Genomic DNA, 15446 nt, shown 5'->3' on the forward strand with positions numbered 1-15446 from the left:
ACGCCAGACACACGCAGAGAACCCCAGAACGGTTCAATCTTTTTCCTCAGTCGCCCTGACCTGCGAACATGGCGCGTTTGAGGGCAGGAACGGCGCTCGCGGTCCGCAGCACGGTCTTGAAGATCGTCCGTGCGACCGGGCTGCCGTCGGCGAACTGACGGGCCGCCTTCAGCGAGGCGCGGACCGCCGCGAACCCGTAGTCGTACATCTGGGCTTCATACCTGGCGATCGAGTCACCGCCCTCGACGATGCACCGCGCGAGCAGTTGAGCGTCCCGCAACGCGACGTTCGCCCCGATGCCCATCATCGGCGTCATCGCGTGGATCGCGTCACCGAGCAACGTGACGTTCGTGGGCTGCCAGCGCTCGATCTGCTTCGCCGACCGGATGCGCCACTCGCTGACCGTCTCGACCGGCGAGGAGGACACGACCCGTTGCAGCTCAGGGCTCCACCGCGAGATCCGGTGGAGGACCTCGCGTTGCAGGTCCATCCCGTCGTGGATCTCCATGTCCGCGGCGGCGTAGGCCCACATCAGGTACGGCCGGACGTTGTCGAACAGCAGGCCCTCCGAGTCGGTGACGCCCAGTCCGTCGTGCGCGGCGAGGAACATCCCCGCCCGGCCCGCCGGGATGACCGAGTTGGCCCTGACGACCAGCTCCGACGGCAGCCAGGGGTTCTCGTCGAGGAACAGCTTCCCCGCGATCGCCGTGACGCCGACGTCCTCGGTGCCCGCGTGCGGCAGGTACTGCTTGCGCACGCGCGACCGGATCCCGTCCGCGCCGACCAGCACGTCGCACTCCGCCGTGGTGCCGTCCTCGAAGCAGAGCTTGATGTCGCCGTTCTGCTCGTACCGTTCGAACCTCTTCCCGAACTGGACGTCCAGGCCGTCCAGCAGCACCTGCCTGAGCGTGATGCGGCTCGCCGAGTAGTGCTGCTCCGTCTCCGGGTCCAGCACCAGCAACGGCTTGAGCTGGTCCGTCACGAAGCCGAACCCGTTGCCGCCGTGCCCCGCGCTGCGCTCGAACCGCGCCCAGTTCGCCGCGGGCAGGCACTCCCGCAGCGCAGCGGCACCGTGCGGGTTGATGTGCACCCGGTACCCCTGCTGGCGGTCCGTCCGCGACAGCTCGCGCTCGTACACCGCCACGTCCACGCCGGCCTTGCGCAACCCGTGCGCCAGGCACAGCCCGCCGATTCCCCCACCGACCACTGCGATTCTCATGTCGCCAAGTTTCAACCGCTTGGTTGATTAAGTCAACCCGTTGGTTGACACCGGCCGGTCGGCTACCGTGTGACGGTGGATCAACGCCGCTCTCCCAGCGCTTCCGAACGCAAGCGCGACCCGGAACGCACGCGGGCCCGCATCCTGGAGGCGGCCGCGGCGGAGTTCGGCGCGAAGGGCTACGCGGCCACGCGCACGACGGACATCGCGGCGCGCGCGGGCGTGAACAAGCAGCTGATCTCGTACTACTTCGGCGGCAAAGAGGGGCTGTACAAGGAGATCGCCACGAGCTGGCACAACGACGCGGCCGAGATGGCGAGCCAGGAGCAGCCGCTGGACCAGGTGCTCGCGAACTTCGTGGCGACCACGCTCACCGACCAGGGCCGGCTGTGGGCCTGGTCGAACCTCGCCGGTGACAGCCCGCCCACCGACGAGGCTTTTCTGCGCGCCCAGGTCGAGCAGATGCGGGACCGGCAGAAGGCGGGCGAGCTCCCGGCGGACCTGGATCCCGGTTTCCTGCTGCTGGTGCTGATGGCCGCGGCGTCCGCACCGTTGACCCTGCGGCACACCGCGAGCCAGATCACCGGAGAGGACCCGGCGACACCGGAGTTCGCGTCGAAGTACGCGGAACAGCTGGCGCTGCTGGTGCGCCACCTGTCCAGCCGGAGCTGATTTCTTTCCCGGCGGAACCTGACGGAACCACTCGCCGTCTACTCGCAGAACATGACGCGCAGGGTCCAGGGGGAACGCGGTGAAACGCTGGCTGGCGGCGGCAGGTGCCGTCGTTCTGGTGCTGGGACTGGTGATCGGTGGCCTGTGGGTGCACCTGACTCCTGACCACCGCACGACTTTTCTGGTCGACGCTTCAGAGTCGTCCGGCTTCGGTGAGGTGGCGGACGCCGTCGGCACCGCCGCGGCGAACATGTCCGGTGAGGATTCGTTGGCACTGCGCCGGTTCGGTGGCGCGTGCGACGGGTCGAACACCGCTGAGCTCGTCACACCGGGTACCGGGCAGGCGGGCGAGATCGGTGACGCGGCCCGTGCGATCAAGCCTGAGGGCAAGGCGACGTTGCTGAGCGGGATGCTCGCGGCGATCGACGACTTCGCGCGCACGTATCCGTTCCGCGGCTCTGTCTCGAATCGCGTCGTCGTGGTCGCGCGCGGTGGCGCCGACACCTGCGGCAAGAACGCCGACGAGATGCGGGCGATCATGCGGGACCACCTCTCGCGCACCGGCGTGAAGATCGACTTCCGGTTCGTCGGCCACCGGCTGACTCCGGAGCAGGTCAAGGTCCTCAACGCGGTCGCGGCCGCCGCCGACGCGCAGAAACCGCGGCTCACCAAGACTTCGGACGAGCTGGTCACGACGATGAAGGAGATCTCGGCACCCGCGAACCTGCCGGTCAAGACCGCGCCGTGCGACATGGTCTCCCCCGAGTCGCTCGCGGCCAAGTACCTGCCGGAGCCCGGCCTGACGTACTTCGACGTGAAGTGCGAGCAGGACCGCTACGTGCTCGCGACGCTGAACACGCCGAAGCGCGAGGCGCAGGACCTGCCGGTCGTGTTCGAGTTCGAGAACGACACGTGGCAGAAGACCATGGCGCAGACCGACCTGCCGTGCGGTCAGGTGCCGAAGGAGGTCTGGAAGGCGTGGAACTTCGACTGTCTCCAGGAACCGGTCATCTGCCGTGAGGGCCAGCGGAAGGTCACCGTCCTGAGCGGCCGGCTCGACTGCCCGGCCGCGCTCGACGTCGCGGACCGCTACAAGGTGGCGATCGACGCCGGTCAGGTGGCGGGACAGCTCCTGCTCTGGGAGTCCGGTGACTGGACCTGTTCCTGGCCGTACGAAGACGGGCTCGCACACGCGCAGGTGCCGCTGAAGTGCGCCCGGTCGAGCGACAAGGCCGTCGTCCAGATCGGTGACTACCAGCGGTGAGAAGGATTCGGATGAAGCGCTGGCCGGCGGCAGCGGGTGCCGTCGTTCTGGTGCTGGGACTGGTGATCGGTGGCCTGTGGGTGCACCTGACCCCGGACCACCGCACGACTTTCCTGGTCGACGCCTCCGAGTCGTCCGACTTCCGCGAGGTGGCGGACGCCGTCGGCACCGCCGCAACGACCATGCCGGGTGAGGATTCGTTGGCACTGCGCCGGTTCGGTGGCGCGTGCGACGGGTCGAACACCGCTGAGCTCGTCACACCGGGTACCGGGCAGGCGGGCGAGATCGGTGACGCGGCCCGTGCGATCAAGCCTGAGGGCAAGGCGACGTTGCTGAGCGGGATGCTCGCGGCGATCGACGACTTCGCGCGCACGTATCCGTTCCGCGGCTCTGTCTCGAATCGCGTCGTCGTGGTCGCGCGCGGTGGCGCCGACACCTGCGGCAAGAACGCCGACGAGGTCCGTTCGCTCGTCGAGCAGCACACCGCCAAGGCCGGAGTGAAGATCGACTTCCGGTTCGTCGGCCACCGGCTCGCCCCGGACCAGGTCAAGGCCCTCACCGCGATCGCCGCTGCCACCGAGGCGCAGCCCCCGCGTCTCACCAAGACCTCCGACGAGCTCGTGACCACTATGAAGGCGATCTCGGTGCCCGCCAACCTGGTGCCGCAGGAGACGCCCAAGCTGTGCGCGTCGGTGACCCTGGCGGTGCTCCAGCCGCTGCACCCGGTGAAGGACCAGCAGAAGCAGCCCGCGCGCCTCACCGAGCTCAACTGCCAGCAGGACCGGTTCGTGCTCGCCCAGGCGGACCTCGACCCCGGCACCGGCGTGTCGTTCCCGGTCATGTTCGAGTTCAAGGACGAGGCGTGGCACTACGTGGTCGCCAGCTACGAGATGTTCTGCGGCGACGTGCCCAGTGAGGTGTGGGCGAAGTGGGGCGTGGGCTGCGTGCGCTGATGCCGGGCTTTCGCCGCTACTGAGCCTCGCGGCGGCTCGCGGCCTGCGCCTCGAGCTGCTGCTTCAGGCCCTTGAGGCCACCGCGCATCATCAGGTCGTGGTTGCCGCGGAAGAACGGCCTGGCGATCAGCACCAGCCGCCGCAGCAACGCCTTGTTGACCACGACCTCCTGGTCGAACAGGAGGTCCGTGCCGCCGTCCTTGCCGATGATCTCCCAGCTGGCGAAGCCTTCGAGATCACCGGACAACGTGGCGCGCAGGAGACCGGCCTGCTGGTTCCTGATGCTGTGCTTGACCTGCACGACGAGGTCGAACGGCAGGAACGAACGGCACCGGAGCTCGCCGGTCTCGTCGTCGATCTTGGTGGCCGCGCGCACCTCCGGCCACCACACCGGGTAGTTCGCGATGTCGGACAGCACCTCGTACACGGCGAACGGAGGCGCGTCGACGTGCCACACGCTGCGGAAGCGATAGCGGTTGAGTGACACGGCCGCCATCATCCCGGATAGCTCGTTCGAGTGACAGTTTCTCGACCAAACTCACAGGATCGGGAAATTCCTCACGGCGTGGGATCCGGCTCAAGCGGGCCTCGAGCGTCCCACCAGGCCGTTCGTGTTCACTTGCCGGCGAGGCGGGGGAACCGTTCCAGGGTCCGCACCCAGCCGACAGCCGCGGCTCGGCGGAGTGCCTGCTCCGACGAGTCGAGCACCTCAACGAGGTTGACGCGTCGCGCCGTGGGCTCACCGCGCGACGCCTGAAGGATGCGCTCGCGGTGGGCCAGCGCATCGAGTGGAATCATCACCCTGCCGCCGACACCTCCTCGTTCTCGAGCACCTGCAGCAGGAACTGCCCCGTGTAGCTCTTCTCGACCGCGGCGACCTGCTCGGGTGTGCCCTCTGCCACGACCATACCGCCGCCGGAGCCACCTTCGGGACCCATGTCGACGATCCAGTCGGACGTCTTGATGACGTCGAGGTTGTGCTCGATGACGATGACGGTGTTGCCCTTGTCCACCAGGCCGTTGATGACGCCCAGCAGCTTGCGGATGTCCTCGAAGTGCAGACCCGTCGTCGGCTCGTCGAGGATGTAGACCGTCTTGCCCGTCGACCGCTTCTGCAGCTCCGACGCGAGCTTCACGCGCTGCGCCTCACCACCGGACAGCGTGGGCGCCGGCTGGCCCAGCCGCACGTAGCCCAGACCGACCTCGACCAACGTCTTCAGGTGGCGGTAGATGGCGTTGATCGGCTCGAAGAACGTGGCCGCCTCCTCGATCGGCATGTCGAGGATCTCGGAGATCGTCTTGCCCTTGTAGTGCACTTCCAGCGTCTCGCGGTTGTACCGCGCGCCCTTGCACACCTCGCAGGGGACGTAGACGTCCGGGAGGAAGTTCATCTCGATCTTGATCGTGCCGTCGCCCGCGCACGCCTCGCAGCGGCCGCCCTTGACGTTGAACGAGAACCGGCCCGGCTGGTAGCCGCGGACCTTCGCCTCGGTGGTCGCCGCGAACAGCTTGCGGACGTGGTCGAAGACGCCGGTGTAGGTGGCCGGGTTCGACCGCGGCGTGCGGCCGATCGGCGACTGGTCGACCCGCACGAGCTTGTCGACCTCGTTCAGGCCGTTGATGCGGGTGTGCCGGCCGGGGACCTGACGCGCGCCGTTCAGCTTGTTCGCGAGCACCGTGGCCAGGATGTCGTTGACCAGCGTCGACTTGCCGGAGCCGGACACGCCCGTCACCGACGTGAGCGTGCCGAGCGGGAACGACACGTCGATGCCGCGCAGGTTGTGCTCGCGCGCGCCGACGACCGTGAGCTGGCGCTTCTTGTCGATCTTGCGGCGCTTGGCGGGCATCGGGATCTGCTTGCGGCCCGACAGGTACGCGCCGGTGATCGAGTCCTTGTTCGTCAGCAGCTTCTTGTACGGGCCACTGTGCACGACCTTGCCGCCGTGCTCACCGGCGCCGGGGCCGATGTCGACCACCCAGTCCGAGGTGCGGATGGTGTCTTCGTCATGCTCGACGACGATCAGTGTGTTGCCGAGGTCGCGCAGCCTGGTCAGCGTCTCGATCAGCCGGTGGTTGTCGCGCTGGTGCAGGCCGATCGACGGCTCGTCCAGCACGTACAGCACGCCGACCAGACCCGAACCGATCTGCGTGGCGAGGCGGATGCGCTGCGCCTCACCGCCGGACAGGGTGCCGGACGCGCGGTCCAGCGACAGGTAGTCGAGGCCCACGTCGAGCAGGAAGTGCAGGCGGGCCTGGATCTCCTTGAGCACCGCGCCCGCGATCATCGACTCGCGCTTGCCGAGCTTGAGCCCGTCGAGGAAGTCCGAGCACTCCGCGACGCTCATCGCGCAGACCTCGGCGATGGACCTGTCGCCCTTCTTGCCGTGGTGCAGCGTGACCGCGAGGATCTCCGGCTTGAGCCGCGTGCCGGCACACGCGGGGCACGGGACCTCGCGCATGTAGCCCTCGTACTTCTCCCGCATGTACTCGGACTCGGTCTGCTCCTGGCGCCGTTCGAGGAACGGGATCACGCCCTCGTAGTTGGCGTAGTAGGAGCGCTCACGGCCGTAGCGGTTCTTGTAGCGGACGTGCACCTGCTCGTCGATGCCGTGCAGGATCGCCTTCTGCGCCTTGGCGGGCAGCAGCCGCCACTGCTGGTCCATGCGGAAGCCGATGGTCTCGCCGAGCGACTGGAGCAGGCGGGTGAAGTACTCGGCGGTCTGCCCGCCGGCCCACGGCGCGATGGCGCCCTCTTCGAGGGTCAGCTCGTCGTCCGGGACCACGAGCTCGGGGTCGACCTCCTTGCGCACGCCGATGCCCGTGCAGACCGTGCACGCGCCGTACGGCGAGTTGAAGGAGAACGACCGCGGCTCCAGGTCCTCGATCGCGAGCGGGTGGCCGTTGGGGCACGCGAGGTTCTCGGAGAAGCCCCTGATCCGCTTCGGGTCCGTCTCCGGAAGATCCACGAACTCGAGCTCGACCAGGCCGTCCGCCAGCCTCAGCGCCGTCTCGACCGAGTCGGTGAGGCGCTGCTTCGACGACGCCTTGACGCTGAGCCGGTCGATGACGACCGCGATGTGGTGCTTCTCCTGCTTCTTGAGCTTGGGCACGTCGGCGAGCGCGTAGACGACGCCGTCGACCTTCGCGCGCGAGTAGCCCTGCCCCTGCAGGTTCTGGAAGAGGTCGAGGTACTCGCCCTTGCGGCCGCGGATGACCGGCGCGAGCACCTGGAACTTGGTGCCCTGCTCCATCGCGAGCACCTGGTCGACGATCTCCTGCGGCGTCTGCTTGCCGATCGCCTCGCCGCACTGCGGGCAGTGCGGCTTGCCGGCGCGCGCGTAGAGCAGGCGCAGGTAGTCGTAGACCTCGGTGATGGTGCCGACGGTCGAGCGCGGGTTGCGGCTCGTGGACTTCTGGTCGATCGAGACCGCGGGCGAGAGGCCCTCGATGAAGTCGACGTCGGGCTTGTCCATCTGCCCGAGGAACTGACGCGCGTACGCCGACAGCGACTCGACGTAGCGGCGCTGACCTTCGGCGAAGATCGTGTCGAACGCGAGGCTCGACTTGCCGGAGCCGGACAGCCCCGTGAAGACGATGAGGCTGTCCCGCGGCAGGTCGAGATCCACGCTGCGCAGGTTGTGCTCGCGGGCGCCGCGAACGACAAGACGGTCTGCCACTGGGGTCCCTTCGGCTGCGATCGGCGGGTCACTCACGCCACACTCTTCCGAACAAGCGTTCGAAGCGTACTAGCATCGTTCCGGAGGCTGCGACCGACCCGCCGACCATGCTAGGGGCGACCCCTGACAAAAACGGTTCCGGGCGCTGTCGCATTCCCCTGAGCTGGGTTTACTCCTAGGCTGGTCACTTCGATCAGAAGCCTCAACGTCGGGGAGAGGCAACACATGACCTACACGCCGTCCACGCAGCACACGTCGGTACCTGCCCCGCGAGGTGTGCCGGACCGGCACATCAACGCGGTGCGCCAGGCGACGGACGTGCTGTACGAGGTCGTCGAGGAGCTGGACGAGGCCGCGATGCGCGGCCGGAGCCTGCTCCCCGGCTGGACCCGCGGACACGTCATCACCCACCTCGCGCGCAACGCCGACGCGCTGGTGAACCTGCTCACCTGGGCGCGGACCGGGGTCGAGCACCAGGCCTACGCGTCGCGGGCGGACCGCGACGCGGACATCGAGGAGGGCTCCCGCCGGATCCTGCAGGTGATCAAGGCGGACCTGGACTCCGCGTGCCTGCGGTTCGAGGCCGCGTGCCGCGAGATGCCCGCGCACGCGTGGCGTTCCGAGGTCACCGCGCCCAAGGGCCAGGCGATCCCGGCGTCCACGGTGCCGTTGTTCCGGCTGCGGGAGATCTGGATCCACCTGATCGACCTGAACGCCGGGGTCGGGTTCGACGACCTGCCCGCCGACTTCGTGGAGGAGTTCCTCGACGACGCCGTGAAGCAGTTCGAGGGCAGGGTCGACCCGATCAGCATCGAGGTGACCCTGCCCGACGGTGCTCAGCGCATCTGGAAGGTCAACGGCCCGGCGAGCCGCAGCTCGGTGAGCGGGTCGGCGAGCGCCGTCCTCGGGTGGCTGACCGGCAGGACGGACGGCGCCGGCCTGCGCGGTGAACTGCCGGAGCTGCCCGACTGGCTCTGAGTCAGGAGCCTGTAGGCGGGTCGTTCGACGAACCTGGTCATCGCCCAGCCGAGCACCAGCGCCGAGGTGAAGAACCCGGCGATCAGCCACCAGGACCGCAGCCCAACGGCGTGCATGCGGTCCATCACCACGGTGCCGATCTGCTCGTGCACGAGGTAGACCCCGTACGAGATGCCGGCGAGCCAGGTGATCGGCTTGGCGATGGGTTCGAAGAACACCCAATCGGGTCCAGCGGCCGCTGCGCACACCATGAGTAGCAACACAGCGAAGCCGAGCGTAGATCCGTACTCGGTCGTGTGAATCGCCTGGGCTATCAGGGTGGCGACGAGCAGCGCCACGAGGTGCGGGGTCTTCAGGCGGTGCTTCGACCACAGCCAGATGGCGATCCCTGCGGCGAACAACTGCGCCCTGTGCAGCGCGAAACCGTTGTAGACCGTGAAGAGCGTGTGCGAATGGTTCAGCAACGGGCGCAGCAGCAGCGGCGTGATGATGAGCGCCCAAAGGAAGACACGGAGCTTCGTACCTCTTAGGAACTTCACGAGCACCGCACCGGCGATGAACGCCGCGATCTGCACCGGCACGGTCCAGTAGGCGAAGTCGACGATGTTGACGTCCGGGAACCACTGGTTGATCAGCAGCAGGTTGTAGACGACGTCTCTGCTGTCGAGCTGGCTCCACCCCTCCGGCGCGACCCACCGCTGCACCGAGTACGTGAGCAACACCGCCGCCATGTACGCCGGCAGCAGGCGCGCGAGTCTTCTCCACAGGAACTGCGCCGGCTTGCCGCTGTTGAGCGACGCACACGCGAAGAACGCCGAGACGACCATCAGCGTGCTGGCGCCCATCGACATGGGGAACGTGAACGGCAGCGGGCCGAGATCGGGGTGGCTGCTGACGCTGACGAGCGTCGCGTGGTGGAGCAACACGCACCCGATGGCGACGACGCGAAGGACGTCCCAGCTGACCCTGCGGGCCGTCCGGGGCTTTGCTCGTTGCGCTGGAATCACGAGAGGCGGGGACCTGTTCGTTGGTTCTTTCGGCGTACTCGGGGGTCGGAGCTTGATCCTTACTTACCCTATGAGTGAGACCTGTATGCAACCTGAAGGTGTGCGTCTCGCCGCATCGAGCGACTACCGTCTGCCACCGTGGACGTACTCGAGAACTACACCGGTCACGTCGATCCAGAGGGCCCCGCCGCCCGTCGCACGCTGGACGCGCTGACCATCACGAAGATCTCCGTCGGACCGATGGACAACAACGCCTACCTGCTGGTTTGCCGGTCCACGAACGAGGCGTTGCTCATCGACGCGGCCAACGACTACGAGCGCCTGTCCGACCTGCTCGGCCACATCCCGTCACGCCCGCGCCTGCGCACGATCGTGACGACGCACCAGCACGCCGATCACTGGCAGGCGCTGGGAGCACTGGCCGGCGCCCACGGTTCGAACACGGTCGCCCACGAGCTCGACGCCGCCGTCCTGCCCGTCCCACCGGACGTCCAGGTGGAGCACGGCGACACCATCAACGTGGGCGAAGTCCCGTTGTCGATCATCCACCTGCGCGGCCACACCCCTGGCTCGATCGCGGTGCTCTACGACGACCCGAACGGCCACCCGCACCTCTTCACCGGAGATTCACTCTTTCCGGGGGGTGTGGGGAAGACCACGTCCGCGGACAACTTCGCGTCCCTGATCAACGACGTGGAGGACCGCCTGTTCGCCGTCCTGCCCGACGACACGTGGTTCTACCCGGGCCACGGCGACGACTCGACGCTGGGCAAGGAACGCCCTTCACTCGCGGAGTGGCGCGCCCGCGGCTGGTAGTCGCCTCACCCGAAGTGGCTCCCGCGTGAAACGACGCCGGGAGCCACATCGGCTTCGGCCTTGGATTTCACCCGTCCGGTGGGCCACGCCCCGATTCGCAGCCCAGCATGATCGAAGCTGACGCTGCGGAGGGGGCTGCGCCATGTCCTTCAAGCCTTTGATCGCGATGAAGAGCAAGATGGGCGAGTTCGAATCCCTGCTCAACCTGACCGGCCGGAGCAGTCCCAGGGTCGTCGTCGAACTGCTCGACTCCGTTGCGCCCGAAGGCCGTGGGCGACTCATGAAAGCACTGGTCGACGCCTCGGTTCTCCTGGCGCAACGCCTGCGACCCGTGTGGATCGACCTGCACCTGCTCAGCCCGGCGGCGCCGCTCTCCCAGTGCCCCGGCGGCCCGTTCGAGCACCTCGACAACCGCATCGAGCAGGCGCTGCTCGACGAGTGCGGTCTGCTCGCCCCCGACGTCCCGGCCTTGATCCCCGTCGTCTCCGATCTGGCGACGGACGACGAGCTGGGCAGGGTCGCGATGCTCCAGGAGCACCGGCCACGACCGGTCGTGATCCGTTTCCGGCACCTCGACCTCTCCGCGGACCAGCTCGACGACCGCCTCCGGCGGATCGTCCGCGGTGCGCGGATCGACGACAACCCCGTGCACGCGATCATCGACCTGGGCCACGTGGAAGCCGTGCAGCCGCGGCAGGCCCAGGCGGCGCTGTCGCTCGCCAGATCGCTCACCGCGCGCCTCGGACCGTCCTCGACGACGCTGCTCGCCGGGTCGATCCCGGCCGACCGGCACGGGTTCGTGACGGCGGTCCGAGACCGGCCGGAAGTCCTGCTGTGGCGGGAGATCGCGAGCCGCGTGGACGGCGCGGAACTCCACTACGGCGACTACGGCGTGGTCCACGCCCGCCCTCCCGCGCAGGGCACGCCCGGACCGCGCACGATCAACCCGTACCTCTACTACACGGTGCCGAACTGCGTGATAGCGATGCGCCGGCAACTCGCCAGAGACGGCGGCAAGGTGGCGCCGGGCGCGGCCGCCGAGGCCTTCACCGACCTGGCCGACGAGCTCGTCTCCCGGCCGGAGTTCGCCGGACGTGACTACTCCTGGGGCGACGGCGAGCTGGCGGGGTGCAGAAGAGGTGGTGGGAGGACCGCGAGCACGGTGTCACGATGGGTCGCGATCGCGATGTCGCACCACCTCGAACACCTCGCCCGGCGCGCACCGTCCGAGCTGTGACCTGTGCTACTTCACGTCCAGCAGGTCGAGGTACCCGGTGGTCGTGCGCCACAACGCGTCCGAGTACGGCGTGAGCTTGCCCGGAGCCCAGCGGCGGTCGGTGTAGTCCTGGTTCGCCCTGCGCAGGGCGGCCAGGCTCACCGCCAGCTCGTCGTCGACGCGCCGGCGGAGCTCCTCCGGCGTCGGCGCGGCCTCGCGCACCAGCTCGGCGGTGCCGTCGCTGACCGCGACCAGAGCTTCCTGGTTGATGCCGTCCGCGGCGCTCCAGATCAGCGCGGGCCGTTCGATGTAGTGGTTCCACACCGGTGCCTCGTTCGACCGCCACAACGCGTGGATCGGGTTGCGCGACAACCGGGTCGAGTTCGCCCAGTGCTCAGCACCGAGTGGCTCGGTCATCCACGGCACCTCGTCCAACGGCAGGTCGGTGACCAGCGCGACCTCGATGACCTCGAGGTCTCTCGGCACGTCGAGCAGGTCGCCGAACGCCCACAGTTCGACGACCTGGAACCGGAAGAACCCGCTGGGTTGCTCGGCGCACTTCTCCGCGAGCTCAGCCAGGTGGTGCACAGCGCGAGACCATTTCACGGGGTGGATGATGCCTGACCTGGTTGCCGAGGCTCTGGCCCGGTTGGAGGACGTGGAACCGGTGCTGTGTGCGTTCCACACGGTCTTCGACTCCTTCCCCGCGGTGGACCCGTCGCTGCCGCTCGCAGGCACACCCATCGCGGTGAAGCACGGCGAGCGCCGCAGCCACCGTGAAGCACTCATGGCGCTCGGCTGCGTTCCCATCGGTCTGACCACCACGCCCGATGGCACGACCCCCTGGCAGACGTGGGGCCGCAACTCTCGTGGCGTCACACGGAACCCATGGAACCTCGACCGCACACCGGGCGGTTCGTCGGCGGGTTCGGCCGTCGCGGTGGCCTCGGGTGTCGTGCCGCTGGCCACGGGCGTCGACGGCGCGGGCTCGATCCGCGTCCCGGCCGCGTGGTGCGGCGTGTTCGGGCTGAAGACGACCTCGTCGGAACGGGCTGCGGTCGGCGTGTTCACCCGCGATCCCGCCCTGCTGGCGACCTATCTGGGCACGTCGGAGGTCAGCTCGCCCACCGCCGTCTGGTCGCCTGACCTGGGCTTCGCGTCCGTGGACGACGAACAGGCCGAGATCGCGTTCGAAGCAGCGGCACCGTTGCGGCCTCGGTCCGTCGCGCTGACGCTGCCGGATCCCGCCGAGGACTGGTTCGCGGGCCGCTGCGGCCCGAACCCGGCGCTGGACGAGCTGTTCGAGCACGCGGACCTGCTGCTCACGCCGACGACGCCCGGACCGCCGCACGGCCACGACGGTCCGGGCGCGCGGATCAACACCGCGCTGACCTGGGCGTTCAACCTGAGCGGGCACCCGGCGATCAGCATCCCGGCCGGCTTCGACTCCTGCGGCCTGCCGGTGGGCCTGCAGGCCGTGGCGAGGCACGGCCGGGAAGCCGACCTGGTCGCCGCCGCACGCCTGGTCTCGGGCGCGGTGGAGGCCGCGCCCTGGCCACCGCGCTAGGCCGCCACCGCCCGCACCGACCTCAGCGCCGACGCCCACGCCACCAGTTCGTCGAGCATCGCGTTGAGCTCGTCGTGCTGCTGCAACCCCTCCTGCAGCGCGCCACGCCCCAGCACGACCTGAGTGCGCACGGTCGCCACCTTCAGTTCCGCCAGCACCAGGCGCAACTGCTCGACGGCGCGCAGGCCACCGCCTCCGCCCAGGCCCACGAACCCGGCGGCCTTGTCGTTCCACTCCGCGTACAGGTAGTCCAGAGCGTTCTTCAGGACGGCCGGGAACGAGTGGTTGTACTCCGGCGTGATGAACACGAAGCCGTCGTACGACGCGATGCGTGACGCCCACTCTCGTGTGTGTGCGTTGGCGTACTCGCCGAAGAGGGCCGGCACGGGCTCGTCGAGGAACGGCAGGTTCACCTCCGCCAGGTCGATGAGCTCGAACGTCGCGTCGGTCCGGGTGTTGGCGATGTTCAGGACCCACTGCGCCACGGCCTCGGAACGACGGCCGGGACGCGTGCTCCCCAAGATCACTGCGATTCGCATGGCGGCCAAAGTACAACGCTCGTGGTACTTAGTGCAACGGTCGTTGTACTACGATGGCTCCATGCGACCGGACAAGCGGCAGGCGATCCTGCGCGGGGCGTTGAGCGTGTTCGCCAGGGACGGCTACTCGCGGGCGAGCATCGACGCCATCGCGAAAGAGGCCGAGGTCTCGACGCGCACTCTCTACAACCACTTCGCGGACAAGGCCGACCTCTTCCGCAACGTCATCCAGACCAGCTCCAGCCAGGCCGCGGACGACCAGATCGCGCTCATCGAGCGACACTTCCACAAGATCACCGACCTGGAGCAGGACCTGGTCGCGTTCGGCAAGGCCATGGGCGCGCAGCAGGGCAACGCCGAGCACTTCGCGCTGGTGCGGCAGATCAACGCCGAGCTCACGCACATCCCCGCCGACGCGATCGAGGCGTGGCAGGAGACGGGACCGCGCAAGGTGAGGCAGGTCCTCGCGGCGGAGCTCGAGAAGCTCGGGTTCAAGGACCCACAGCGTGCGGCAGTGCATCTGATGGTGCTCACTCTGACCGGAGAGCCCAGCATCAGGGGTATACGTCCCAACGACGACGACATCGCGGCCGGAGTCCGTGTGTTCCTGTACGGGCACGATGTCGAGAAACGGCGAATGGCGGCGACATAGGGCTATGAACACCGACACGCGCGTTGACGACTACATCGCAGGGCTGCCCGAGTGGCAGCAGGACGTCTGCCGCGAGGTCCGCAGGCTCGTCCACGAGGCCGACCCGGACGTCGAGGAGACGATCAAGTTCACGAACCGGCCGTACTTCGTGCTGGACGGCAACATCTGCGCGTTGCTCGGCACCAAGGACCACGTGAACGTGATGCTCTACGACAAGGCGGCCGTGCCGGACCCGGAGAACATCATCACGAGCGGCCACGGGAACAAGACCGCGCGCATGATCTCCGTGTACCGCGACCAGCCGATCAACGCGCCGGCGCTGGTCGAGATGTTCCGCCACATCATCGCGAACAACCGTCGGCGAAAGAGTGTCGGACCCCGTCGGTAGCCTCATGTCGCATGGAGGTCGAGATCTACACCGACGGTGCGTGCAGCCCCAATCCCGGTCCGGGCGGCTGGGGCGCCGTGCTGCGCTACGGCGAGCACGAGAAGGACATGTACGGCGGTGACATCGGCCCCACGACGAACAACCGCATGGAACTGATGGCGCCCATCGTGGCGTTGGAGAGCCTCACGCGACCGTCCACCGTGAAGCTCTACACGGACAGCACGTACGTCCGGAATGGAATCACTTCGTGGGTGCACGGGTGGAAGGCGAACGGCTGGCTCACGAAGGCCCGTGAGCCGGTCAAGAACGCCGACCTGTGGCGCCGCCTGGAAGAAGCCGCCAACAGGCACGAGGTGGAGTGGCACTGGGTGAAGGGCCACGCGGGCCACCCGGAGAACGAGCGCGCCGACCGGCTGGCCGTGCGCGGAGTGGAGGAGGTGACGGGGCGGGAAGTCACGCAGCCCCAGGCAAAACCGAAGAAGGCGGCCAAGCCGAGGC

Annotated in this window: 15 protein-coding genes and 2 pseudogenes; 10 read left to right on the plus strand and 7 right to left on the minus strand. The window is 68.2% G+C overall.

What is annotated here, in order from left to right; genetic code table 11:
* Positions 1-46: 46 nt before the first annotated feature.
* Positions 47-1219 (minus strand): FAD-dependent oxidoreductase, encoded by a 1173-nt coding sequence (locus AOM45_RS30375; protein WP_030474119.1) that lies wholly within the window; start codon positions 1217-1219, stop codon positions 47-49.
* Between the two features lie 75 nt (positions 1220-1294).
* On the opposite strand from AOM45_RS30375, the gene AOM45_RS30380 reads away from it, so the two are divergent.
* From AOM45_RS30380 to AOM45_RS30390, 3 genes are all read left to right on the plus strand, one after another.
* Entirely contained in the window at positions 1295-1891 is a 597-nt protein-coding gene (locus AOM45_RS30380) for a TetR/AcrR family transcriptional regulator (RefSeq protein ID WP_236703888.1), read from the plus strand.
* Between the two features lie 79 nt (positions 1892-1970).
* On the plus strand, positions 1971-3155 hold the full coding sequence (locus AOM45_RS30385) for a vWA domain-containing protein (protein ID WP_059362767.1): 1185 nt from the start codon (positions 1971-1973) through the stop codon (positions 3153-3155).
* Positions 3156-3166: 11 nt separating this feature from the next.
* Positions 3167-4108: a vWA domain-containing protein gene (locus tag AOM45_RS30390; RefSeq protein ID WP_059362770.1), complete on the plus strand. Its 942-nt coding sequence runs from the start codon at positions 3167-3169 to the stop codon at positions 4106-4108.
* A 16-nt stretch (positions 4109-4124) separates the two neighbouring features.
* Here AOM45_RS30390 and AOM45_RS30395 read toward each other — a convergent pair whose 3' ends face one another.
* The 3 genes from AOM45_RS30395 to uvrA form a co-directional block, all read right to left on the minus strand.
* Entirely contained in the window at positions 4125-4595 is a 471-nt protein-coding gene (locus AOM45_RS30395; RefSeq protein ID WP_156093693.1) for an SRPBCC family protein, read from the minus strand.
* A gap of 128 nt (positions 4596-4723) precedes the next feature.
* Positions 4724-4906: a hypothetical protein gene (locus AOM45_RS30400; RefSeq protein ID WP_030466492.1), complete on the minus strand. Its 183-nt coding sequence runs from the start codon at positions 4904-4906 to the stop codon at positions 4724-4726.
* Positions 4906-7785 (minus strand): excinuclease ABC subunit UvrA, encoded by a 2880-nt coding sequence (gene uvrA / locus AOM45_RS30405; protein ID WP_030466493.1) that lies wholly within the window; start codon positions 7783-7785, stop codon positions 4906-4908. The genes AOM45_RS30400 and uvrA overlap by 1 nt, the downstream gene beginning before the upstream one ends.
* Before the next feature lie 225 nt (positions 7786-8010).
* Here uvrA and AOM45_RS49970 point away from each other — a divergent pair, with 225 nt between their 5' ends.
* Positions 8011-8763 carry a maleylpyruvate isomerase family mycothiol-dependent enzyme gene (locus AOM45_RS49970; RefSeq protein ID WP_030466494.1) on the plus strand — a complete coding sequence of 251 codons (753 nt, stop codon included), beginning with the start codon at positions 8011-8013 and terminating at the stop codon, positions 8761-8763.
* Between the two features lie 47 nt (positions 8764-8810).
* Here the strand turns inward: AOM45_RS49970 and AOM45_RS30410 are convergent.
* A pseudogene (locus AOM45_RS30410) lies at positions 8811-9770 on the minus strand (acyltransferase family protein); the annotation flags it as partial.
* 138 nt (positions 9771-9908) lie between these two features.
* On the opposite strand from AOM45_RS30410, the gene AOM45_RS30415 reads away from it, so the two are divergent.
* Positions 9909-10586, plus strand: a complete 678-nt coding sequence (locus AOM45_RS30415) for an MBL fold metallo-hydrolase (protein WP_030466496.1) — start codon at positions 9909-9911, stop codon at positions 10584-10586.
* Positions 10587-10728: 142 nt separating this feature from the next.
* The gene (locus AOM45_RS30420) at positions 10729-11823 is read left to right on the plus strand and encodes a beta family protein (RefSeq protein ID WP_030466497.1); all 1095 of its coding nucleotides are present in this window, start codon (positions 10729-10731) and stop codon (positions 11821-11823) included.
* A 6-nt stretch (positions 11824-11829) separates the two neighbouring features.
* Here the strand turns inward: AOM45_RS30420 and AOM45_RS30425 are convergent, their stop codons facing one another.
* Entirely contained in the window at positions 11830-12408 is a 579-nt protein-coding gene (locus AOM45_RS30425) for a DUF7711 family protein (RefSeq protein ID WP_156093694.1), read from the minus strand.
* A 10-nt stretch (positions 12409-12418) separates the two neighbouring features.
* On the opposite strand from AOM45_RS30425, the gene AOM45_RS53865 reads away from it, so the two are divergent.
* Positions 12419-13369, plus strand: a complete 951-nt coding sequence (locus AOM45_RS53865; protein ID WP_369406703.1) for an amidase family protein — start codon at positions 12419-12421, stop codon at positions 13367-13369.
* On the opposite strand, the gene AOM45_RS30435 is transcribed toward AOM45_RS53865, so the two are convergent.
* On the minus strand, positions 13366-13908 hold the full coding sequence (locus AOM45_RS30435; protein WP_030466500.1) for an NADPH-dependent FMN reductase: 543 nt from the start codon (positions 13906-13908) through the stop codon (positions 13366-13368). The genes AOM45_RS53865 and AOM45_RS30435 overlap by 4 nt on opposite strands.
* 61 nt (positions 13909-13969) lie before the next feature.
* Between AOM45_RS30435 and AOM45_RS30440 the strand changes: the two genes are divergently transcribed.
* The 3 genes and pseudogenes from AOM45_RS30440 to rnhA all read left to right on the plus strand — a co-directional run.
* On the plus strand, positions 13970-14560 hold the full coding sequence (locus AOM45_RS30440) for a TetR/AcrR family transcriptional regulator (protein ID WP_035909660.1): 591 nt from the start codon (positions 13970-13972) through the stop codon (positions 14558-14560).
* A 4-nt stretch (positions 14561-14564) separates the two neighbouring features.
* On the plus strand, positions 14565-14948 hold the full coding sequence (locus AOM45_RS30445; RefSeq protein WP_030466502.1) for a DUF1801 domain-containing protein: 384 nt from the start codon (positions 14565-14567) through the stop codon (positions 14946-14948).
* An 11-nt stretch (positions 14949-14959) separates the two neighbouring features.
* Positions 14960-15403, plus strand: a pseudogene (rnhA, locus tag AOM45_RS30450) (ribonuclease HI); the annotation flags it as partial.
* Positions 15404-15446 lie beyond the last annotated feature (43 nt).

The sequence above is a fragment of the Lentzea aerocolonigenes genome, from assembly GCF_000974445.1.
Classification (GTDB): Bacteria; Actinomycetota; Actinomycetes; order Mycobacteriales; family Pseudonocardiaceae; genus Lentzea; species Lentzea aerocolonigenes.

What these genes read in the sequence shown, in the direction of transcription:
- AOM45_RS30375 (WP_030474119.1), bottom strand. Translation starts at nt 1,219, where the DNA reads ATGAGAATCGCAGTGGTCGGTGGGGGAATCGGCGGGCTGTGCCTGGCG.
- AOM45_RS30390 (WP_059362770.1), top strand. Translation starts at nt 3,167, where the DNA reads ATGAAGCGCTGGCCGGCGGCAGCGGGTGCCGTCGTTCTGGTGCTGGGA.
- AOM45_RS30400 (WP_030466492.1), bottom strand. Translation starts at nt 4,906, where the DNA reads ATGATTCCACTCGATGCGCTGGCCCACCGCGAGCGCATCCTTCAGGCG.
- AOM45_RS49970 (WP_030466494.1), top strand. Translation starts at nt 8,011, where the DNA reads ATGACCTACACGCCGTCCACGCAGCACACGTCGGTACCTGCCCCGCGA.
- AOM45_RS30420 (WP_030466497.1), top strand. Translation starts at nt 10,729, where the DNA reads ATGTCCTTCAAGCCTTTGATCGCGATGAAGAGCAAGATGGGCGAGTTC.
- AOM45_RS53865 (WP_369406703.1), top strand. Translation starts at nt 12,419, where the DNA reads ATGCCTGACCTGGTTGCCGAGGCTCTGGCCCGGTTGGAGGACGTGGAA.
- AOM45_RS30435 (WP_030466500.1), bottom strand. Translation starts at nt 13,908, where the DNA reads ATGCGAATCGCAGTGATCTTGGGGAGCACGCGTCCCGGCCGTCGTTCC.
- AOM45_RS30440 (WP_035909660.1), top strand. Translation starts at nt 13,970, where the DNA reads ATGCGACCGGACAAGCGGCAGGCGATCCTGCGCGGGGCGTTGAGCGTG.
- AOM45_RS30445 (WP_030466502.1), top strand. Translation starts at nt 14,565, where the DNA reads ATGAACACCGACACGCGCGTTGACGACTACATCGCAGGGCTGCCCGAG.